18 protein-coding genes are annotated in these 22666 nt (G+C 40.3%); 8 read left to right on the forward strand and 10 right to left on the reverse strand.

Annotation, left to right across the window (positions count from 1 at the left end; genetic code table 11):
* The first annotated feature begins 206 nt into the window (after positions 1–206).
* The gene (smpB, locus tag AB1Z56_RS17260; protein ID WP_046672731.1) at positions 207–662 is read left to right on the forward strand and encodes an SsrA-binding protein SmpB; all 456 of its coding nucleotides are present in this window, start codon (positions 207–209) and stop codon (positions 660–662) included.
* A gap of 1 nt (position 663) precedes the next feature.
* On the opposite strand, the gene AB1Z56_RS17265 is transcribed toward smpB, so the two are convergent.
* Complete coding sequence (locus tag AB1Z56_RS17265; RefSeq protein WP_309365997.1) at positions 664–1566, reverse strand: AraC family transcriptional regulator; 903 nt, start codon at positions 1564–1566, stop codon at positions 664–666.
* Between the two features lie 176 nt (positions 1567–1742).
* On the opposite strand from AB1Z56_RS17265, the gene AB1Z56_RS17270 reads away from it, so the two are divergent.
* Together AB1Z56_RS17270 and AB1Z56_RS17275 are read left to right on the forward strand one after the other, a co-directional pair.
* A complete protein-coding gene (locus AB1Z56_RS17270; protein ID WP_426789737.1) occupies positions 1743–3245 on the forward strand; it encodes an aldehyde dehydrogenase family protein in 1503 nt (500 codons plus the stop codon).
* 120 nt (positions 3246–3365) lie between these two features.
* Positions 3366–3740 carry a DUF779 domain-containing protein gene (locus tag AB1Z56_RS17275; protein ID WP_046672734.1) on the forward strand — a complete coding sequence of 125 codons (375 nt, stop codon included), beginning with the start codon at positions 3366–3368 and terminating at the stop codon, positions 3738–3740.
* A 161-nt stretch (positions 3741–3901) separates the two neighbouring features.
* On the opposite strand, the gene AB1Z56_RS17280 is transcribed toward AB1Z56_RS17275, so the two are convergent.
* From AB1Z56_RS17280 to AB1Z56_RS17300, 5 genes are all read right to left on the reverse strand, one after another.
* Positions 3902–4303 (reverse strand): acyl-CoA thioesterase, encoded by a 402-nt coding sequence (locus tag AB1Z56_RS17280; protein WP_309365995.1) that lies wholly within the window; start codon positions 4301–4303, stop codon positions 3902–3904.
* A 66-nt stretch (positions 4304–4369) separates the two neighbouring features.
* Positions 4370–6193 (reverse strand): MutS-related protein, encoded by a 1824-nt coding sequence (locus AB1Z56_RS17285; RefSeq protein WP_426789738.1) that lies wholly within the window; start codon positions 6191–6193, stop codon positions 4370–4372.
* A 126-nt stretch (positions 6194–6319) separates the two neighbouring features.
* Positions 6320–6976 (reverse strand): protein-L-isoaspartate(D-aspartate) O-methyltransferase, encoded by a 657-nt coding sequence (locus AB1Z56_RS17290; RefSeq protein WP_426789739.1) that lies wholly within the window; start codon positions 6974–6976, stop codon positions 6320–6322.
* 142 nt (positions 6977–7118) lie between these two features.
* The gene (priA, locus tag AB1Z56_RS17295) at positions 7119–9602 is read right to left on the reverse strand and encodes a replication restart helicase PriA (protein ID WP_309365993.1); all 2484 of its coding nucleotides are present in this window, start codon (positions 9600–9602) and stop codon (positions 7119–7121) included.
* Between the two features lie 167 nt (positions 9603–9769).
* Positions 9770–10159: a DUF423 domain-containing protein gene (locus AB1Z56_RS17300; RefSeq protein ID WP_293902224.1), complete on the reverse strand. Its 390-nt coding sequence runs from the start codon at positions 10157–10159 to the stop codon at positions 9770–9772.
* 410 nt (positions 10160–10569) lie between these two features.
* Here AB1Z56_RS17300 and AB1Z56_RS17305 point away from each other — a divergent pair, with 410 nt between their 5' ends.
* The 3 genes from AB1Z56_RS17305 to AB1Z56_RS17315 all read left to right on the forward strand — a co-directional run bounded on the left by AB1Z56_RS17305 (position 10570) and on the right by AB1Z56_RS17315 (position 15384).
* Positions 10570–13209: a hypothetical protein gene (locus AB1Z56_RS17305; protein ID WP_426789740.1), complete on the forward strand. Its 2640-nt coding sequence runs from the start codon at positions 10570–10572 to the stop codon at positions 13207–13209.
* Between the two features lie 118 nt (positions 13210–13327).
* On the forward strand, positions 13328–14338 hold the full coding sequence (locus tag AB1Z56_RS17310) for a DHH family phosphoesterase (RefSeq protein WP_426792396.1): 1011 nt from the start codon (positions 13328–13330) through the stop codon (positions 14336–14338).
* A gap of 23 nt (positions 14339–14361) precedes the next feature.
* Positions 14362–15384: an FKBP-type peptidyl-prolyl cis-trans isomerase gene (locus AB1Z56_RS17315; RefSeq protein WP_309365990.1), complete on the forward strand. Its 1023-nt coding sequence runs from the start codon at positions 14362–14364 to the stop codon at positions 15382–15384.
* 159 nt (positions 15385–15543) lie between these two features.
* Here AB1Z56_RS17315 and AB1Z56_RS17320 read toward each other — a convergent pair whose 3' ends face one another.
* The 3 genes from AB1Z56_RS17320 to AB1Z56_RS17330 are packed head-to-tail and all read right to left on the reverse strand — an operon-like array spanning position 15544 to position 19077.
* The gene (locus AB1Z56_RS17320) at positions 15544–16713 is read right to left on the reverse strand and encodes an ABC transporter permease (RefSeq protein WP_309365989.1); all 1170 of its coding nucleotides are present in this window, start codon (positions 16711–16713) and stop codon (positions 15544–15546) included.
* An 11-nt stretch (positions 16714–16724) separates the two neighbouring features.
* Positions 16725–17681, reverse strand: coding sequence for an HlyD family secretion protein (locus tag AB1Z56_RS17325; RefSeq protein ID WP_309365988.1), 957 nt, complete (start codon positions 17679–17681; stop codon positions 16725–16727).
* Between the two features lies 1 nt (position 17682).
* Complete coding sequence (locus AB1Z56_RS17330; protein ID WP_309365987.1) at positions 17683–19077, reverse strand: TolC family protein; 1395 nt, start codon at positions 19075–19077, stop codon at positions 17683–17685.
* 362 nt (positions 19078–19439) lie between these two features.
* Here AB1Z56_RS17330 and AB1Z56_RS17335 point away from each other — a divergent pair, with 362 nt between their 5' ends.
* Both AB1Z56_RS17335 and AB1Z56_RS17340 read left to right on the forward strand, forming a co-directional pair.
* Positions 19440–20207, forward strand: coding sequence for a TatD family hydrolase (locus AB1Z56_RS17335; RefSeq protein ID WP_309365986.1), 768 nt, complete (start codon positions 19440–19442; stop codon positions 20205–20207).
* Positions 20208–20219: 12 nt separating this feature from the next.
* Complete coding sequence (locus AB1Z56_RS17340) at positions 20220–21239, forward strand: asparaginase (protein ID WP_309365985.1); 1020 nt, start codon at positions 20220–20222, stop codon at positions 21237–21239.
* Between the two features lie 113 nt (positions 21240–21352).
* Here the strand turns inward: AB1Z56_RS17340 and AB1Z56_RS17345 are convergent, their stop codons facing one another.
* On the reverse strand, positions 21353–22657 hold the full coding sequence (locus AB1Z56_RS17345) for a bifunctional folylpolyglutamate synthase/dihydrofolate synthase (protein ID WP_426789741.1): 1305 nt from the start codon (positions 22655–22657) through the stop codon (positions 21353–21355).
* Between the last annotated feature and the right edge of the window lie 9 nt (positions 22658–22666).

Here is a 22666-nt window from a genome sequence, read left to right on the forward strand (position 1 = left end):
TCACTTAAATTTAGTCATATTTTTAACACATCGCCCAAAACAGTTAATTTTATTTTAATACTCCGCTAACATCTACCCACACAATTCTACTTTAAAATAAGACAATTTTAATAATTATATTTGCGAACTTTAAATTATCCTATAATTAGTTACATTTAGGTTCATTGCAATAGCAATGGTATAGACTTACTAATATACAACAATATATGGCTTTATCTTCAGATATCAATATAAAAAATAAAAAAGCTTCTTTTGAATATCACTTACTGGACAAGTACATTGCAGGAATTCGATTATTGGGTACAGAAATAAAATCCATACGCGAAGGAAAGGCAAATATTAACGATAGTTTCTGCAGTTTTTTTGAGGATGGATTATATATCCGTAACATGCACATCGCTGAATACTCCATGGGATCTTTCTATAACCATGAGGCAAAACGTGACCGTCAACTACTATTGACAAAAAGAGAATTAAAAAAACTAAAAGAGAAAGGCGAAGAACGTGGCTTTACCATTGTACCCCTACGCATCTTTATCAGTGCCCGTGGTTTTGCCAAAGTTGAAATCGCCTTGGCACAGGGTAAAAAAGATTTTGACAAACGAGAAAACATCAAAGAAAGAGATGTTAAACGTGAGCTTGATCGCGTGATGAAATTCTAGATTAACGCGCCAGGACAAATGCGCCTGGCGTCATTCCTACCCTGCTTTTAAAAAGCCGGACAAAGTAGTTAACATCATTAAATCCAGCCCCATAGCAAGACTCCTTTACATTACGGGTGAGTAAAAGCATTTTTTTTGCCTTCTCGATACGCTGTTGGATCACATACTCCATCGGACTAAGTCCAAGTTCACGGTTAAACATCCGCGTAAGGCTCGCTTTGCTCATGTGGGCAGTCCGCTCCAATAAACCAATTGAAATTTTCTCGGTAATATGTTTCTGAATAAATTCCTGCACATGTAACAGTACTTTGTTGGGCGACTTCCCAATTTTTAATGCAATCAGCGACTGTGACTGAAGTAGCCGAATCGTAAGCTCTTTAAAAGTCAAATCTGCAAGTACATCTTTCAACGGATTTTCGCTGATAATAATTTGAAACAACTTGTTCACCAGGTCGGCGAGCTCAGTCGAATTGTACAGATGAAAAAAATCCGGATCAAGCCGCCACTGACTAAATTGTTCTTTCGGATAAAACTCATTTAGATAGTCCAAGACCGCTGCTATCTTCTCTTTATGAATCGTTAAAGCGGTACACTGTGTGGGCTGGTCGAGGGTCGCTTCCGGAAAGTCAATATGCATAGCCACCGATGCAGGCAACACCATCATCTGACCGGGCAAATAGTCAAAAGCCTTTATATTCTCCAAATGCATGATTTTTTTCCCCTGGATCATGTTAATCATAACCAGATCATCAAAACACAAAGGCACATGCTGCGACACCCGGTACGTTTCGTAAATATTAAGTTCCAAGCTATCTAACGTAAATGCGCGTCGGTTCTCTACTAATGTACTAAGCTCCTGTGCCTGCGAAAACGGCAATGTATGAATCAGCGTCCTATCTCCCATAGTGCAACAATTAAATATAATTGGCAGTCAATCAAATATAATAAAAAAAACAGAAAGATGCCTGAAGGTCATTTGCGACAATCGTGCTATGCTTTGGATCAATACTGCTACAGGAATGAATAATTGCTGACTAACTTTGATAAGAAGGGATTAAAAAATAATTAATAATAAACCATATGAGCACAATTAAAAGACCGTCGTTCAAAGAACGATATGACAACTACATTGGTGGTAAATTTATCGCACCAATCCAAGGAAAATATTTCGATAATATCTCCCCGGTAGACGGAAAAGTGTTTACCCAGGTTGCACATTCAACAAAAGAAGATCTGGATCTCGCGGTCAACACTGCAGCCGAAGCTTTTGAAACTTGGGGTAAAACTTCCGCTACTGAACGAAGTATCATCCTGAATAAAATCGCGGACCGTATTGAAGCTAATTTAGAATATATCGCAGCCGTTGAAACGATAGACAACGGAAAAGCTGTACGTGAAACACTCAATGCCGATATCCCATTAGCCATCGACCATTTCCGATATTTTGCCGGTGTAATCCGTGCTGAAGAGGGGTCCATAAGTGAACTGGACAGTAATACGGTATCGCTGATTGTACACGAACCTATTGGTGTTGTTGCACAGATTATTCCATGGAATTTCCCTATTTTAATGGCAGTATGGAAACTGGCACCTGCTCTTGCAGCAGGAAACACTGTTGTGTTAAAACCGGCTGAAAGTACACCTGCATCTATTCTTATCCTGATGGAGATCATCGGTGACTTAATTCCTGCCGGCGTAGTCAATATTGTTAATGGTTTCGGTGCAGAGCTTGGCCGCTCATTGGTTACAAACCCCAAAGTTTCTAAAGCAGCTTTCACAGGTTCAACAGCAACAGGACGTTTAGTTATGCAATATGCTACTGAAAATATCATCCCGGTAACGCTTGAATTGGGCGGGAAATCGCCGAATATATTTTTCAGTTCGGTTATGGATGCAGATGATGCATTTTTGGACAAAGCAATTGAGGGTGCAGTATTGTTCGCGCTCAATCAAGGAGAAATTTGTACATGTCCTTCCCGTTTACTGATCCAGGAGGACATTTATGAAAAATTCATCGCTAAAGTGATCGATCGGGTTAATCAGATCAAAGTGGGCGATCCTTTAGATCCAGCAACAATGATGGGTGCGCAGGCATCAAAGATACAAAAGGACAAAATTATGTCCTATATTAAGCTTGGTAAAGAAGAGGGAGCCGAAGTATTGACTGGCGGTGATGAAAATAATGTCGGCGCCGGTTTTGAAGAGGGATATTACATCAAACCTACCTTATTCAAAGGCAATAATAAGATGCGCATTTTCCAGGAAGAAATCTTCGGTCCGGTGTTGGCAGTCACCACATTCAAAGATGAGCGGGAAGCAATTGCTATCGCTAACGATACCATGTATGGCCTAGGAGCGGGCGTATGGACCCGAGATGCACATCAGCTTTATCAGGTTCCACGTGCCATACAAGCAGGCCGTGTATGGGTAAACCAATATCACTCCTACCCGGCTGGTGCTCCATTTGGCGGATACAAACAATCAGGAATTGGACGGGAAAACCATAAAATGATGCTTGCCCATTACAGACAGGCCAAGAATATGCTGATTTCCTACAGTAAAGAAAAACTTGGTTTCTTTTAACTGAAACATACCGGGCATACTTTTCGAACAGCTTAATGCCCGAGTTTAGGGGAAGCAAATGCTGCCCCTAAAGCTAAATTTCGTATAAGCCAACGCTAAAACACATAAACTGATTTCACCATGATAAATAGACTAGACATCACTGAAAAAGCCAGGGAGCTCATTCATGAACTTGAAGCCAAGCATGGTAAATTAATGTTTTATCAGGCCGGAGGCTGCTGCGAGGGTACGCAGCCACAGTGTTTTGAGGAAGGAGGGTATTTTCCGAGGACGAATGATGCCATGATCGGATTAGCGGAAGGATATGAATTTTGGGTGGATCGTGATCTCTTCGAATATTGGAAACATGCGCATTTTACACTCGATGTGCTGGACGGATTTGGTCCGGGGGGATTCTCATTGGAAACTCCACTGGGTAAAACTTTCAAAGTTCATTATAGACTATTTACAGCTGAAGAGCTTAACGACCTCAGTCCAATCAAGCGGAACGAATGACAGACAAAACATAAAACACCATAGAATCACAACACTGTAGAGATGACCTATAAAATTCTTGGATCACTCTCTAAAAGAAAAAAGGGGCGCAGATGCGTCCCTTTCCAATGCTATAATTTTTATAAAATCTCTGAAGAATGTGCTCATTCGGAACGGGTATTTTATTCAATATCCAAGCCTTCAAGGACTGGAATCGGCTGTTTGTTTTCATCCAGGGCAACAAATGTAAAAACACCCTCAATGGCCAGTTCTCTTCCTTCCTCGTACATATGCTCCAAAAATATTTCCACTTTCACCTTCAAGCTGGTTCGTCCAACATTTTGAACTCTTGCAATAGCCTCTATAATGCTCCCGGAGGGAATGGCCTTATTGAAGTCAATACGGTCTGTTGATACAGTTACCAACGTTTTGCGGCAAAATCGTGTTGCAGCCATAAAAGATACTTCGTCCATAATGGACATCGCCTTACCGCCGAACAATGTATCGTGATGATTCGTCAAAAACGGAAACACAGTACTGCAAACATGTGTTTCTGATAAATCAATACGTTCTTGTAAAGTCATTTATTATTTTTTAGTGTATTTAAGAGGAGACAAATGTAAACCAATCTAGCTTCAGTTACGTCATTTTTATCCCATATTTTCGTCGATATCCACACCTATCCCCTTCAACAAGAGAGAGGCATTGAATATCTTACATTCTCCTATCTTTAGCTTATAATCGAACAGCATCTGCCCTTCATCGACACGAATATCAAAATGATAGTTTTTGATGTCCCCTGGAAATTCCTCTTGTAAACTCGAAAGCTGCAGATCATGTGTAGCCACCATGCCCTTACCATCCAGCCGGACCAGTTTTTTTATGATCGCCCGGGATCCAAGATATTTATCCACCGAATTTGTTCCCCGAAGCATCTCGTCAATGAGGAAAAAACTATCGTTATGGATTGCAACAGTATCCAATATAAACTTCATACGATTTAGCTCGGCCTTAAAAGTTGACGTACTTTCATTCAAGTTATCCTTAATCCGCATATAGGATATCAGTTTGTAAATCGGCAGCTGAAAGGAAGTTGCTGCAACTGCTGCCCCCGCATAGGCCAAAATGGCATTAATACCTACTGTCCGCAGAAATGTACTTTTACCAGCCATGTTGGACCCTGTTACCAAAGCAATACGATGATCCTTACTATCATAATCATTGGCAACGACCTGATCAATTGGGATCAAGGGATGATATAATTCTCGTGCCTCAATCTTATCTTTTAATGGATTGTCCAAAATTACCGGATAACTATAGGACGAATGGTTCCTCTTCCAAATGGCCAGACTCGTTACCGCCTCAACCTTGGCCAGGGTGTCGAATGAATTTAGGATCTCATGCTCATATTTATTCTTCCAGTCGACAATGGCCAACACCTGTCTGAAATCCCAAAGCAGAAATAAGTTCAGAAATATTCCAACAAAAATATTATTCCGGGCATCCAAATTATTGATCAAGCCAGCAAGTTTTTTAAAAGCAAGGGAAATGGATCCTCCACCATGGTTCCGTTTAAGCTCTCCAGCTATTTCCTGCATGGAAGGGGACTTCCAGTCTTTGCTTTCAATAGATTGAATAGCATCGGCATAGGATCCCAGTACCCCACCGATCTTGTCTATCCGAGAGGAGAACAGGCTGACGCTTCCAGCTTTTGCTAAAGCCCATAGAATATGAAATAACCCCAGTAATGTTGCTACTCCGGCCAATTTGGGAACGAAGAAACTTCCAGCTAAAGCGACCAAAAATAAAATGGGACCTGCTTTGATATAGAATCGCATAAAAGAATTTCCAAATTGAAAATTCCGGTCTTGAAAGTAATTCGTTAAGAAAGTTTTGATATCCAGTTTATGATTCAGATTCGCCAAAAGTTTCGCCTGAAAATCCCATATCCATTCAGATTCGGCTTCCAGCTCCTGGGAAGCCTCCTGATTGCATTGAATTTGCCCTTTAGGAAGAGGTGCATCAAGCCATGAGGCCAACAGATCAATTCCTTGTCTGGTTGTTGCCCGATTTAATTGCGCAAATAGGGAGTATGTTCCAAAGACATCCATATCAGAACTATAAGGATGATTTCCTTCTTCAAAATGCTGACCATGGTCATACATGTTTAATTTCCCATCTGCAAGAGCCTGTTCATTTTCCAAAACTTTTAAATAAGCTTCAAAATAGTTTTTTTGCAGCTCAAGCTTGCTCTGCTTCCGCACGAGATAAGCGAATAAAAACAATAGTGCAAAAAAACAGAAAAAGACCAGTGGAAGGCTTTCCAGTTGAAATGTATAAAATAACAGTGCCCCGCCGCCTAGGATAACAAATAGTCGCGACAAGCTCAGTCTATTGACTTGCTTATTTAATTTGAGAACAGTTGAAGCTATTTCTTGATGCTTCTGGTTATATAATATCGCTGTTGGAGTCATAATGTGAATAGTTATTCTTTCACGTTCATTTTAATTCGATCATGGATTTTGCATATGTTTCATAAAACGAGCGCTCTATTGCCGCTTAGAGACCTTGGCAAGCCCATGTAAGCAGGTTGAATGGTCCTACCAGGCTTGATCTCCCACCAAAGGCACAAAACGAAAGGTATCCAATTCAATACGGTCAAAATCATTTTCACCTACCCGGATGATCGTCATCATCTTTTGCGACTTCTCATCGCCCACCGGAATCACAAATATCCCGCCCATCTTCAACTGTTTCAACATAACTTCCGGTACAAAGGGAGCCCCCGCGGTTACGATAATCTTATCATAAGGAGCATGTGCTTCAATTCCCTTCGAGCCATCACCCAAAAAAAAATTGGGTTTATATCCCATATACGGCAATACCTGAATTGTTCGCTGATACAGATTTTCCTGACGTTCGATGGTATAAACTTCAGCTCCAAGCTCCAATAGAATACAGGTTTGGTAACCGGATCCTGTTCCGATTTCCAGCACCTTATCCCCTTTCTTCACGTGGAGCAATTCAGACTGATAAGCAACCGTATAGGGCTGTGAAATTGTTTGACCATCACCTATTGGAAAAGCAATATCCCGATAAGCTTGATTCCAGAACGTTTCATCAAAGAAATAATGACGTGGTACCTTTCCAATGGCATCCAGGACTTTTTGGTCTGCAATACCCCGACTTTTTAGATGTTCAATCAATTTCTTGCGAGCACCTTTCTCCCGATAATTATCAATAAACTTGTACGCCATGATTTTCAAATTTACTTTTAAAAAGGCAGATTCAACAGAACTAATCGCAAATAACTAAACACCAAGCAAGTACAAATATTCCAGCGAACTTAGCATCCCTGTTTTATGAAGACGGGTGGACGTCGTGTAAAACACTCCCCTATTAATACGGATCAACATCTACTTGTACGCGCACTCCGGTATTGCTTTTATCTATTTCAAAGTCCAATAACACAGAACGGATCAACTCTTTGACTTTGGCAATACTGATATTTGTACGTTCTATCTTTAAAGTAATCGTCTGAATAAAATTGTTCCGTACACGCGAAACTAAAGGTGGTTCTGGACCTAAGACCCTTGCTCCCAGCTGCTGTCGTAGTGCCGAAGCGAAACGATTGGCCGAATCGTAGCATTTCTGAAAATCGGCATGTTTAATATCAATCCGGATAAGACGATAGAAAGGTGGATAAAGGTAGTTTTTCCGTTCGGTAATCTCGGTCATAAACATCCCCTCGTAATCATTGTTGACGACCTGTTCTAGCACCCGGTGGTTTGTGGTATAGCTTTGAATAATAACTTTTCCGCCTGCTTCCCGGCGCCCTGCACGGCCCGCTACCTGAGAAAATAGAGAAAAAGAGCGCTCATATGAACGGAAATCCGGAAAGTTAATAATTGTATCTGCATTGACAACACCGATAAGGCTTACTCGTCCAAAATCGAGTCCTTTTGCAACCATCTGTGTACCGATTAGAACGTCAAATTCATGTTCATCAAAAGCTGTGATAATCTTATCAAAACCGTACTTACCTTTTGTGGAGTCAAGATCGAGCCGACCGATGCGAATTTCAGGCATCAACAGTTCAAGTTCCTCTTCTACCCGTTCGGTACCAAACCCTTTACTTTCGATATGTGGCATACCGCAGGCCGGACAAACACGAAGCGGAGGTTCCACATGGCCACAATAATGGCAATGCATCATATTAGAGCTTTTGTGATAGGTTAAGCTCACATCGCAATTGACACATTTCGCAACAAATCCACAGGTATTACACTGGATCATCGTCGTGTGTCCACGTCTATTCTGGAATAAAATAACCTGCTCTTTATTTTTTACCGCTTCATCGATTGCTTTTAACAATGTCCCTGAAAAATAGGAAAACATATTTTCTTTTCTTCCTTCTTCTGGAATATTAACCAGTTCAATACTTGGCAATTGTGCATTACCATAGCGTTCAAGCAACTGAACAAAGCCATACTTCTTGGCCTTCGCATTGTAATAACTTTCCAAAGAAGGAGTTGCTGAGCCCAAAAGGACTTTCGTTTGGTGTAAAAAACCAAGATAGATTGCTGTATCACGGGCATGGTAGCGAGGAGCCGGATCAAATTGCTTATAGGAACTCTCGTGCTCCTCATCAACAATGATAATTCCTAAATCCTGAAAAGGTAAAAACACAGAAGAGCGTGCCCCAATAACAACCTGAAACTCGTTTTTCATCACTTTATGCCATACTTCAGCACGTTCATTATCATTAAATTTCGAGTGATACACTCCCAGCTTATCACCAAAATGAAGCTTTAACCGCGCCGTAATCTGAGCTGTCAACGCGATCTCGGGCAAGAGATAGAGCGCAGATTTTCCTGCAGCTATTGCTTGCTCTATAAGCCGTATATAAATTTGTGTCTTTCCTGAGGCTGTCACCCCATGCAATAGCGTCACTTCCTTCTCGTCAAAAGACTGTTGTATTTCATCATAGGCACGTTGCTGATTCTCGTTAAATTGAAAATTAGCATCCAGTTCGATATCTTCTCCTTGAAAGCGGGATACAACCTTTTCCTTTATTTCAAAAACCCCCTTATCAATCAAGGCTGTAACTGCACCATTTCCGCAGCCAGAAGCTTCAACCAGCATTGGCCGAGTAATTTCCTCGGTCTTTTTCAAAAGTTGCATAAATGCCAGGACGGCATCCTGTTGTTTCGGCGCTCGGTTTAAGCTATCTAATAGTTCTCTTTTTGCATCTTCATTCCTGAAGTCTGGAGCAAAACGTAGAAATGCTTTTGTCTTGGGTTTATATCTTTCCGTAATCTCTTCCGAAATCAATACGATGCCCTTATCAAACAATTGCTTCAATATAGGAAAAACTGTTTTTTGACCTAGCAATTTCACAATATCGTTGACCTTAAGTTCGCCAGCCACTTCCAGGGCTTCGATAATGAGATATTCTTTATCCGAAAGTGTCGCACGATCAAACTCTTCGGAAATCGAAGAAACCACCTTGGTCTCGCTAGCCAGTTTTAATGCAGAAGGCAATGCCGCCTGCATGACCTCACCTAAACTGCACATGTAATATTCAGCCAGCCAGTCCCAAAGTTTAAACTGTGCTAAATTGACAATGGGTTTTTCATCAATGATGTCCAAAATATACTTTGCCTCATAGTGCTTTGGTGCCTCCTGACTGATTGACTTTACCACCGCTGAATAGATCTTATTCCGTCCAAATTGTACGATCACCCGTACGCCAATCTGCACGCGATCGTTCCAATCAGCCGGAATACGGTACGTATATGTTCTTGCCAATGCTAACGGTAGAACTACATCAATAAATAAAGTATCTCTTTCGCTAAAAATCGTAGCTTGTGGAATGGACATAAATTCAAATTATGGTATAAAAATACAAAAAACCTTCAAGCAAAGAGCCATCACGGTTTCAGCAATCAATAAAATAACCAAAAAAAGCCTTCCTGAAATCGATTCAAGAAGGCTTTTCTAATATTCGATACGAATACGCATTCGCATAGACCTATTCAATGGGAAAATTATGATTTATTTTTAAGCGCAGCAATAAAGAGTGCCACCCAGCCTACGATAAAAGATAGCCCTCCTAAAGGGGTAATCGGTCCCAAAATAGATGGGCTACCAAAGCCTGTAATCTCTCGAACGCTCAATACATACAAAGACCCCGAGAAGAACAGAATCCCAATAAGAAAAGCAATAAATGATACTTTAATGGAGTACGTTTTTGCGCGCGAAAAAGTTGATAAAAATAACAGTGCAAAGGTATGATAGAAATGATACTGATTTGCAGTTTTCCAAGTGTCAATATGATATGTACTTACCTTTCCTTCTAGACCATGGGCACCAAAGGCACCTAATATTACAGCTAATGCTCCCAATAAAGAAGCGGCTAAAATGATTTTCTTATTCATTATGTTAAAGTGAATGCTGAAAATGAGTTTCTAGCGATAAATGTATTAAAAACAGAACAAAATAAGGAATTTTTTGTTAAAATTATATTACAAAGGCGCATTATTGGAACGATTATCTACCGCTTCCCATATATTTTTATTAGGTTTGTTTTACGTATGAATCATCATGAGCAACGTGCTGCTCACCGACATGTTGGAACACGTATAAGGATAGGTATATCCTTGATAAACATTTGCCTCATGATCGCTTCATCAAAGTTTAAAAATTCGAGTTCAGTGTACTTGCTCAAAGTCAAAAAAGTGAGTACTTCTTACATATTTGTTCTGATGAAATCCGGATTCACGCGTATTGGTCAATAGATCGATAAATATGCATTCGGGATTAGTCAGTCATTGAAAAAAATAAAAGGATGAAAAAAACAATTATCATCACTGTTCTATTATTCATCGCGGTCATCGCGGCCACGATCTATCTTTTCGGAGACTTCAATAAAAACAATAAACAAGATTCTAAAGCTTTACAATACTTACCTGAAAACACATTAGCGATTACCTCTTTTGCCAATGATCAGACAGTAGACACGATCTTTAACGATTATGAACTTTTTAAAGCTATTATTGGTCAGCAGAATTTCAGCAATTTGGAACGGCTAAAAGAGGAGCTGCTCCAGAGTGAACAGCTAGCCCCTCTTGTATCCGGGCAACAAATATTACTCTCTTTTCACCAGGAAAAAGATCAGATTACCCCCTTGTATAGTGTTCAGGTTGGACAAAGTATCGATAATAATTCGTTGGCAACACTAATCGGAAATATCGGAAAAAACTATAAGGTACAACCATTCGACACGTTAGGGCAACGTTTTTATGGTCTTCATCAAGGTGGTAAAGATAGTACGCTTTATTGTGCCTATGCTCACGAGATCATTTTTGCTAGCTATTCCAAAAAAGTACTCGCTCAGATCTTTGACAAAAATGTCAAGAAAATAAATGCCAAACAGATTGAGTTCTTCGTCAACCATAACAATAAAAACACACCACTTAGTCTCTATTTTTTCAATGAGCAATTGTCGCAAATTGCTCGAATATTGATGAAATCCAAATTTGGTACTTATCTTAACCTTATCGATTCCTTAAAAGGACAAACATCCTGGAATATGAATTTTAAAAAGGATGCTTTTATCTTTAAAGGTGAAACAGACCTCACGGCGAGCAAAAACAGTTACCTCCAGTTGTTTGCGACCCAGACAGCCCAGGTTCAAGCTTTAGGAAATTACCTACCTAAAAATGCAGCATCTTATATAGACTTCAGTATTTCAGATCCGCATAGCTTTCGCAGCGGACTAAAAGCATTGTTGGTGCAGCAAAAAGAAGATGGCCGATTGGCCAAGAGCATAAAAAACTTTGAAGAGGATACCAAAGTATCTTTTGACAGTATTATTGCGCCCATTTTCAACGATGAATTTGCACTCGCGGAGTTGGATAATCAGGATGCGATTGGTTTGATCAGTATTTCCGATTCGACACAATTTGCAGATAACTTTAAGAAATTTAGTTCCTCTGTCGGTGATTCGATCTATCAATTTAAATATTCGAATCTCTTGCATGCGCTCTTTGGCGAACCATTCAAGAGCTTTAGCAGACCATATTTTACCATTGTGGACAATATTATGGTCGTAGCCAGCCGAACAGGCATTTTAAGAGACTATCGTGAATCTTTTCGGGAAAAGCAATTTCTCTCAGGAACAGCAATTTTTAAAAATCACGCAGCATTACAGAACAGCCGCAGTAACGTAACTTTCTATTTAGAACCTAAAGCTGGTAAAAGCAACATCCTAGATAACTTAAAATCTGATTTTGCGAAGAACTTCAAAGACGAAGACGAATATGGTTTTCAAAATTTCTACTCATGGTCTTATCAGCTAAGTGGCAATCAAGGCACATTTTCATCCAGTTTATATGCACTTTTTAAGAGTGACACAAGACTTGGCGGCAAACCAGAATGGACTGCCCAGCTGGAGAGCCGGATTATTAATAAACCTTGGATCTTAGACCAGGATGGTAAGACCAAATTTATCCTGATTCAAGAACAGGATCATACGGTACACGCCTTTTCACCGGATGGAAAAGAACTTTGGCAAAATCTCTTCCAAGGTGAAATCTTGGGTGAGCCAATTCAATTACAGGATCTCAGTATTGTTGCCGTTACAAAAAGCCGTTTATATCGTTTTATGCCAGATGGTAAAAACAGGACCGGTTTTTCAGTTGAATTGCCATACTCGGCAACATACGGGGCTACGATCGCCACCTTCAATAATGAACAACGTATTTACATTCCCGCAACAGACCGAATTCTTGCCTATACCCTCGAGGGCAAAAAAGTGGAGGGCTTTGAAAACAATAGCGTAGATGGTCGAATTTTATTCGATTTAAAAACAACCACTCTAGGTCAGACAAATTATATTATTGCGGGTACAAGCACGGCTTCCGTGTATTTCTTTGATCAAAATGGTAAGATCATCCGTAAAAAAACAATGGATACGGATGGCGAAAGCGTTAAAAATCCGATAGGCTTAGTTGCGGCGTCGGATGAAAAGAACTCCTTCATTTACTTGGCAAATAATAGAGGTAGCGTATTCAAAATTCCTTTCGAAGGCGAAACAAAAAAAATAAAACTAGGCGACTGGAGCAAAGATGCTTTCTTTAATTTTGAAGATATTAGCGGTGGAGCAGACAGAGACTTTGTTATTCTAGCCAACAACAAACTGAATGCATACAGCGCAAGAGACTCCTCTTCTTACTTTGAATATAAATTCATCGAAGAAGCCAATAACAGACCTTTGTTTTTTAAACGAATAGGTAAATCTGATATCATAGGCGTTGGAACCGACAACCGCATGATCTATGTGTTCGGATCTGATGGATTAGTCCAGGAAGGATTCCCCGTAGAAGGCTTCTCTAAGTTCTATTATGGCCCGATTAACTATGGCGACAATGCCAATTATCTAATCTGCATGAAGCGGGATTTCAAGGTCTATGTGTATAAGTTTTAAGATGCTGAAAATCAATTTTTTAAAATCAACACCAAATACAATAAGATGCTAAAAGATCTTTATAAAAAATTTGTCTAATCTAATTTTTTTATAGTAGGTTTGCAGACTTAATATGACTATGCTGAAATCGGAAGAATTAAAAGAATTATTGGCTGAACCAAAACGTATTGTAATTACAACGCACTACAAACCAGATGGCGACGCATTAGGATCATCTTTAGGATTATATTTTTGGCTGACCGCTAAGGGGCACCAAGTAAATCTCATTGTACCATCAGATTTTCCTGCCTTTTTGGATTGGTTACCTGGCTTGGAAAATGTACAAATTTACACGCAGGATATTGACCTGCACAATCAACAGATTGATGCAGCTGAATTAATTTTCTGCTTAGATTTTAATGGTCTTGCCCGGATCCACGAAATGGGCGAACCAATTCGTCAAGCAAAAGGGATCAAATGCATGATCGATCACCATTTAGATCCGGAGGGGTTTGAAGATTACTCTTTTTGGGATCCATCTGCCGCAGCGACTGCACAATTGATCTATCGTTTCTTAGTCCATGAGATGCAAGATCCAGATCATATCAGTGCTGATATGGCAACCTGCCTATATACCGGCATTATGACCGATACAGGCTCTTTTCGTTTCCGTTCGACGACAGCTGAAATTCATCGCATCATCGCATCACTCATTGATTGTGGCGCACAAAATTGGGCGATTCATGAAGAAATTTATAATAGTTCGTCTGAAAGTCGTCTAAAGTTCTTGGGGTTCTGTTTACTTAACCGTCTACAGGTTATCCATGAATATAATACCGCCATTATCCATGTGACTAAAGCGGATCTCACTCAGTTTGAAGTTATCACCGGTGATACCGAAGGATTAGTCAATTATGCACTTTCTATCAAAGGAATTCGATTGGCTGCGTTAATTATTGACAGAAATGAACAAATTAAACTATCTTTGCGTTCGATTGGAGAAGTTCCCTGCAATGAAATCTGTAAATTGTATTTCAATGGGGGCGGGCATCTTAACGCTTCAGGTGGTAATTCAAAAGAAAGTCTTGAAGCGGTAATTGCAAAATTCAAATCGGTTTTACCAAATTATAAAGAAATATTAACAAAATAAGATATCGTAACATACATTAGAAAATGAAGAAAGCAATTCTATTTTTCGCGGCTGCCGGTCTTTTGATGACGTCATGCCAAAAATTCAAAAAGGCTGAAGGTGGTCTTGAGTATAAAATCGTTGATGATAATGCCAAAGAAAAAGCAGTATCAGGCGATTTATTAGCACTTGACATGGTTGTGAAAACGGACAGAGATTCTACAATGCAAAGTACATATGACATGGGAGTCCCTCAAATCGTTCAATTATATCCAGACAGTATCATTGCAAAAAATCCAGGTGACCCTACTGGTTTATTCAAATACGTAGGTGAAGGCGATAGCTTAGTATTCAAAATCAACTTGGATTCTATGGCTGCTAAAACACATCAACCAAAACCAGAGTTTGCAGATAAATTCATTGTTTATTCGATCAAAGTCAAAAAACACTTCAAAAAAGGAAAATTGACTGATCAACAATTGGGCGAACAAGTTCAGAAATATTTTGAAGAAGAATTGAACAAGCACAAAGCTGCTGAACCAGCTAAGCTTGAAAAATACATCAAGGATAAAAGCTTGAAAACAACAAAAACAGCTTCAGGTCTTCAATATGTAATCACTAAACCTGGAACAGGTGCAAATGCTAAAGTTGGAGATTCTATCCACGTTAATTATGTAGGTTCATTGACTACAGGAAAAGTATTTGATACTAACCTTCCAGATGTGGCTAAAAAAGAGAAAATTTTCAACGCGCAACGTCCTTATGAAGCATTGAAATTCCAATTGGGTGTTGATGGTGTTATCCCAGGATGGACTGAAGCTTTCCAATTGTTTAACAAAGGTACTAAAGCAACGTTGGTAATTCCTTCATCTTTGGCTTATGGCGATCGCCCTTCAGGTGTTATCCCTCCATATGCTCCTTTGGTATTTGAAGTAGAAGTATTGGATATCAAACCAGGAAAAGTTCCTGCTCCTACAGCGACAACTCCGGGTATGGTAGCTCCAACTGGAACGACTGCTCCAGCGACAACAGCACCTGCAACTAAAGCTCCAGCAGCAAAAAAATAATTTGACTGTAATTTTCAGTTAACAAAAAAACGGTTTCATCTCGATGGAACCGTTTTTTTTTGAAAGTGTCTGCTGATATTGGCTAAAAAGAATCTTCAGTTCGCTTTCATTGCTGTTGGTGCCTGCAAAATCGTGCAGGTTTTGTTGGTAATGGATCCGCTATGCGGCCTTCTTCTCTTCTTTTTTAATCTTCCTTATCTTCATCCAAAGCACGACAGCAGCCAATATAAAACTAATAACCATAATGATCGTCAGTGCAATAAGTGCCTTATCGGTATGATAATTTTCCGCATGCTGAATAAACATCAACCTAAAAATCCGAAGATAATGTGTGGATGGGATAACATTTGCGATAGCCTGCACCCATTCCGGCATCAGACTCGACGGCCAGGTAAATCCGCTCAAGATAAATGCTGGTGTTGCAATAACCATAAGGACTTCCGTCGATTTCAGCTGCGATGGCAGTAGGATACTAACGAGTACACCTATAAAACAGACAGCGAGTAAAAAGACAAAAGTACACAGGACAAAGCGACCAAAATCAGCATGCAAAGGCATACGGTAATACTGGCCAAAGCCCCAATATAACAACAAGATCCCTATGGACATCAGCACATAGGGCAGTATTTTGACAAGAATAAGCCCCACCGGATTAGAGATCTTCTTTACAAGCTCCGGAAACGTATTCCCTTCAAATTCCGACGAAAAAGACAATGCCAGCCCCAAAAGCAAAACCTGCTGCAACACGGTAATCAGTACCCCGGGCAGCATAAAATAAAGGTAATTCCCACTTCGAATATTCTGCTTAACAAAAGTTGTCTTAAAAGGTTCGTACTGCTGTGCGGCAACCTTTGCCGGAACACCACGTTTCATTTGCGCCTGAATCTGTATCCCTGCCTTAAGGGTCGAAGCACAAACATTGACAGCCATCATCGCAGTATTAGAGGTCAGTGTATTGGCACCGTCTACAAAAACCGTCATCTCCGGCAAACGCCCTTGCTGAACTCCAGATGCAAAGCCATTAGGAATATGTACAATCGTTGTTGCCTCATATTGCATAGCAATATCTTTTGAATCAAATAAAGAAGGTAATACACGGGCAACTTCAATACTCTCATTATCTGAAAGCATATCAATAAATGAACTGCTTAAGGGACTATGATCCTCGTCGACCACAATAATTGGCATCTGAGTTACTTTACCTTGTTGATAAACATGCCCCACTAAGACACCATACAATACAGGTGCCCCCAGAAAAAGCATCAACAACACTTTATTATTGAAGAAGAGCTTAAACTCCCGTTGGATCAATTCTAAAAATTTTTTCACAGTCAAGCCCTTTAATTTGCATGGAGAACCACAAGCGTTTTAGTTAACAAATCCTTTGCCTCTGCAGCGTCCACAGGTACAACTTTTAATTCAAACACAGCCTGTTGCGGATCAAAATCAGGATAAGCAGAGGCAATGCTTGCATAAGAATTCAAGGCTTTAATGCTAATCACCTTCGCTTTAACCTTTTTATGGTTCAAATAAGGAATTTCTACGTCGACAGATCCGCCTTTTTGGACTTTTCCAATTTGATTTTCGGGCAATGTAAACCTAAAATAGGTTGATCGGTCAAGAAAGCCATTAATAATCGGATAACCTGCCATGGCCAGTTCCCCGACCTTTAGGTTAATCGTCTCTACGCTCATATCTTGTGGTGCAATAACATATTTCTCCTGTGCAGCGACACTAACTTCAGATACTGCACCTAGCGCACGTTCTTTCTGCCCCAAGGCCATCATCTGCTGTTCCTGCCTAGCGCCGCCTTTCGCTTCGGCCAATTCAGCCTGAGCAGCGAGGTACTGATTTTTTGCACCTTGGTATTTCGCATAGGTTTCATCATACTTCTGCTGCGGAATGAGACTGTCTTGCAAAAGCGCATCCAGCCTACCTATTGATTTTTTGGCAAATTCATATTGTTCCTTTAGACCGTCTACTTTAGCCTGCAATTGTACCAATTGTCCTTTTGTAGCTCCCTTAACGGCCATATTATATTGCGCATCAGCAGACTGTAAAGCCCCCTTTGCCTGCTCCTCTTTAGCATCCACCTCGGGAATACTCAAAATGGCCAGGGTATCGCCCGCATGCACGAAATCCCCTTCTTCAACCAGAAGTTTTGCGATTTTTCCCGGAACTTTGGTTACAACTGTCACTTGCTCACGCTCTACCTTCCCTTCAATAGCCTTCTCTTTCACTTGATTTGTACAAGAAACAAAAATAGACAGCGATAATATCCCATATAAATTCTTCATCTTACTCATGTATAGTTTGCAATAATTTTCCTGATGTATGTAGTAATTCAACTGCAGCAGTGCGTTGCTGCAACACATTATTAAAATAGCCCAAATTAACTTTGTACCAATCGTTTTCAGCAGCCAGCAGCTCGGTCACATCAATCAATCCTGCTTGATACTGTTTGACAGCCATAGAAAGGTTATTTTCGGCAACTTTCAGCTGCTGTTCCCCTACTTTCAACTTTTGGTTGCCAGTTGTATAGGTCACTGTATTCTTGCTCAATAATAGATTTAACTTTTCCTGCGTATCTTCCCGTTTGGTGGTATTGATATTTTGATCGAGTTTAACTTGTTTAATCTTATTGTGATGCTCTCCACCGGTATATAGATCCCATTTTATCCCCACTCCGACTAGTAAGTTAGGACTACCTTTTATTGAATTGAGCGGTAAGTTGACGGTACCAAATAGCGGTTGGTCTTTCACCGTGAGCTTGGAGTTGAATACATTCAGATAGTTTGCTGATCCAAAGGCAAAGACAGCAGGAAGAGCTCCCCCCTTTTCTTTTTTATACAGGTACTCATACGCTTTTGAGGAAGCATCTAGTGCTTTCAATTCGGATCTTTGCTCAACGTCACCTGGTAGCTCCGACAAAAATATAGGTTTAAGGCCATAATGAATTCCGCCTACTTCTTGAAAAGACACCCCTGTCTCTTGTTCGATCTTTTGGCACAATAAATCCCGATTTCCAGAAACCTCTACCTTCTTCTCCTCCAGTTCAAGCAAGGCCAATTTCAATTTATCTCGATCGTAAGGAATTGCAAGTCCGTTTTGAATAGCTTTATTTACCTTTTCCTGCTCTTTCTTTAATCGTTTTTCCGAATCTACAATTAATTTATCCACCTCATCTAACAACATTAACTGATCAAAAGATGCTATAATATCCTTTGAGAGTGTCTCTCGACTGGCTGATTCTAAATATTGTTGAGCTACAGCCTTCTCCTGCAAAGCTTTTATTCCATTCGGAATCTGTAAGCCTGAAAAGATAATCTGCTTTACAGACACCCCCGCATAAGCAGCTTGCCCATGCATACTAAATCCAGTTGCTCCCTCAAACAAGCCTAAATTTAATAAAGGAATATTAACCGTAGGGATGTCCACACTCCCATTGCTATGTACATAACCGTATAAGCCAAGTGCTGAGACATGTGGTAGCCGGTTTGCTTTCACCCCCTCTGCCTCCAGTCTCGCTTTATCAACCTCGTACGCCTTTAATTTCAATTCTTTATTTGTTTGAAAGGCTTTTTGAATAATATCTTTTACCGATGGGTCAATCAGGGATTGTGCATGTAGTTTGTTTAAAAACATAACCGACGCCAAAGTCAATAAACCCAGGCATAACTTCTTATTCATCATATGATTCATTTATTCTTATAAAAATAGGACAACAACCGCCTCGTTTATCTGTTTAACAGTAAATCTTACGGTATGTTTGACTTCTGACTCTTTTTATTAAAACCTCTCTTTTCAAGGACCAATAATAATCTTTGCAAATGCCTCCATGGCATGAAGGTCGGAGCTCCTGTTGATGGCGTTTTCCAAGATACGAAAAAGGAATTCATCTCAATCGAAGGAATCCTGTATTAATTTTCATTTTTGCTAATTAATAAGTTATCTTTGGAGAGCGAATTGAAATTTTGGTAATTAAGTAGACCACTTTATTCGATAATAATAAAAACAAGTTTTTACCCTAACCCGCTGCCTCCACGCAGAAAACTATGTTGCTTACAGATACACATACACACATTTATTACCATGCAGGAACCGAAAAACTGCAAGAACACCTCCAACGTTGCTTTGATAATGGCATACAACGCCTTTTTTTGCCGAACGTGAATAGCGCTTCCATAAAACCTGTATTTGATACCGTAGCAGCTTATCCAGAACATTGTTTTCCCATGCTTGGATTGCATCCCTGCGATGTAAAGGAAAACTATGTGGAAGAGTTAGACACCATCCGAAAGAGCTTGGAAACAAACAAAGTCCATGCCATAGGTGAGATTGGGCTGGATCTTTATTGGGATAAAAGCACGCTTGAAATTCAAAAAGATGCCTTTCGAACTCAGGTTCAATGGGCTAAGGAATTAAATTTACCAATCGATATCCATTGTCGGGAAGCCTTTACAGAATTGTTCGAATTATTGGAAGAACTGCACGATGATAAATTGTTTGGCGTACTGCATTGTTTTACGGGCACCCTCGAGCAGGCCCATCAGGCGATCGATTTAGGCTTCGCTCTTGGTATTGGCGGAGTCGTTACCTTTAAAAAAGCGGGCTTAGATCAAGTGGTCAAAGAAATCGACTTGAAGCATATTGTTCTTGAGACCGATGCGCCATATCTGGCGCCTGTCCCTTTCCGCGGTAAAGAAAATGAAAGCAGCTATTTGATTTACGTCGCGCAAAAAGTAGCTGATCTGCATCAGATTTCCGTCGAGAAGGTGGCAGAAATCACAACAGAAAATTCAAAACGTATATTTGGTATATAATTTCAAAACTCAATGCATAATATCTTTATTATCTACACAGGTGGGACCATTGGAATGGTTAAAGATGAAACAGGAACATTCGTTCCTTTCGACTTTGAATTAATCAAACGTAATCTCCCTGATTTAAGTCGCTTAGACTATAAGCTGACCGTGCACTCTTTCGAACCCATTATCGATTCATCTAACATGAAGCCTGAAATATGGATTGAAATGGCACAAATTATTAAGGATAACTATGCAGACTATGACGGATTTGTTATTCTACACGGTTCCGATACCATGGCTTTCACGGCATCAGTATTGAGCTTTATGTTGGAAGGCCTCCAAAAACCGGTCATTTTATCCGGCTCTCAGCTACCTATCGGTGAGATCCGGACGGACGCAAGGGAAAATATGATGACAGCGTTGGAAATCGCTTCGGCGAAGCAGGATGGTATCTCCATTATCCAAGAGGTATGCATTCTTTTCGACAATAAATTATTCCGTGGCAATCGCTCTTTTAAATATAATTCGGCCAAATTTGAGGCCTTTAGATCGCCAAACTATCCCGTATTGGTTGAAGCTGGTATTCACCTGCAATACAATACAGATGCTTTATTAAATAATATTGATAAGGAATTTATTTTACATACCAAACTGGACAACAGGGTAGCCGTATTGAAATTATTTCCGGGGATCTCTGCACAAACAATCAAAGCCGTCCTAGATTCCGATGTCCGCTCCGTAGTTATGGAAACATTCGGATCGGGCAATACAACCACCGACACTTGGTTTCTGGATCTACTAAAGGAAGCAATTGAACAGGGTAAAAATATCCTTAATATTTCCCAATGTAAAGTTGGATCGGTAGAATTGGGGCGCTATGAGACCTCACAAGGACTTAAATCCATCGGTGTACTCAATGGCTATGACCTCACATTCGAAGCAGCTGTCACCAAATTAATGTACCTTCAAGGTGAATTGGAAGATCAGAAAGAAGTTGCTTATTGGATTGAAAAGGATATTCGCGGTGAATTGACTATCAATGACTAATGACCAACGGCACAAAATAACAAAAAAGGGAGCTGCAGTTCATGCAGCTCCCTTTTTTTGATCGATTTCTATGAATTCCTCCCGCAGATTTATTTGCGAGAAAAGTGATATTCCTATTCCTGCGTCAAACGAGCAAGCACTTCCGCAACAACAAAATTGCTTCCGCCAACAAAAATAAGGTTACCTTGCTGATACGCATCTTTGGCAGCATCAAACGCAGCACCTACCGATGGATAATCTAGCCCCATTAGACCAAATTCCAAAGCTTCTTTCCGCAGCTCCTCGGATGGCATTGCACGCGGCATATCCGGAGCTGAGAAATAATAGATTGCATCTTTCGGAAGATAAGGCAACATATGAGACAAATCCTTATCCCGCATCGCTCCTATGACGAAATGCAACTTATCATAAGTTGTCGTAGCCAAGTTTTTCAGTACTTCATGAATTCCATCTTCATTATGCCCCGTATCACAGATAACAAATGGATCTTTAGACAGTTGTTGCCAGCGGCCCTGAATTCCTGTAGCCTTCTGTACTTTTGTTAACGCACGATGAACATGCTGCTCACTGATCTCAAAGCCCTGTTTACGTAACTCATCCACTGCCAATAGCACACCTGCAAGATTTTTTACCTGATAGGAGCCTTTCAGATCGAGCTGATAGGCCACCGAATGACCTGTAGGATCAACAGCTTGTACTGTTAGGTAATCCTGGTCTACTGCTAACATCTTCGTACTATATATATCTGAAGCGAATTGGAGAGGAGCCTGTTCTGACTGTGCTTTATTCAAAAAGACGGATGCCGTCTCTTCGGCATATTCTGAAATAACCACAGGAGTATCTCTTTTGATAATTCCCGCCTTCTCAGCAGCAATTTCTGCCAGTGTATTACCAAGAAGATTCATGTGATCAAAACCAATATTGGTAATTACCGACAGCAAAGGCTGAATAATATTGGTACTGTCCAAACGCCCGCCAAGGCCGACTTCAATGACAGCGATATCAACCTTATTCTTCTCGAAATAATCAAAAGCCATGGCTACCGTAATCTCGAAAAACGACGGACTGACTTCTTCTATAAGCTCACGATGGGTATTAACAAAATCAACAACAAATTCTTTCTCACATAACTGACCATTGACGCGGATACGTTCTCTGAAATCCAGTAAATGTGGTGAAGTATAGAGACCTGTCTTATATCCTGCTTCGGCCAAAATAGCGGCCAACATATGGGAGGTAGATCCCTTTCCGTTTGTGCCAGCAATATGTAATGTTTTGAATTTTCGCTGTGGGTTGTCCAACGCAGCGCAAAGTTTGATGGTATTGTCAAGGTCTTTTTTGAAGGCTGAGGCGCCATCCCTTGTAAACATAGGCAATCGAGTATACAGATACTCGATTGCCTCATTATAAGCATTCATGTGAATGAT

Source organism: Sphingobacterium sp. WOUb80 (genome assembly GCF_050058145.1).
In the GTDB taxonomy this organism is placed as follows: Bacteria; Bacteroidota; Bacteroidia; order Sphingobacteriales; family Sphingobacteriaceae; genus Sphingobacterium.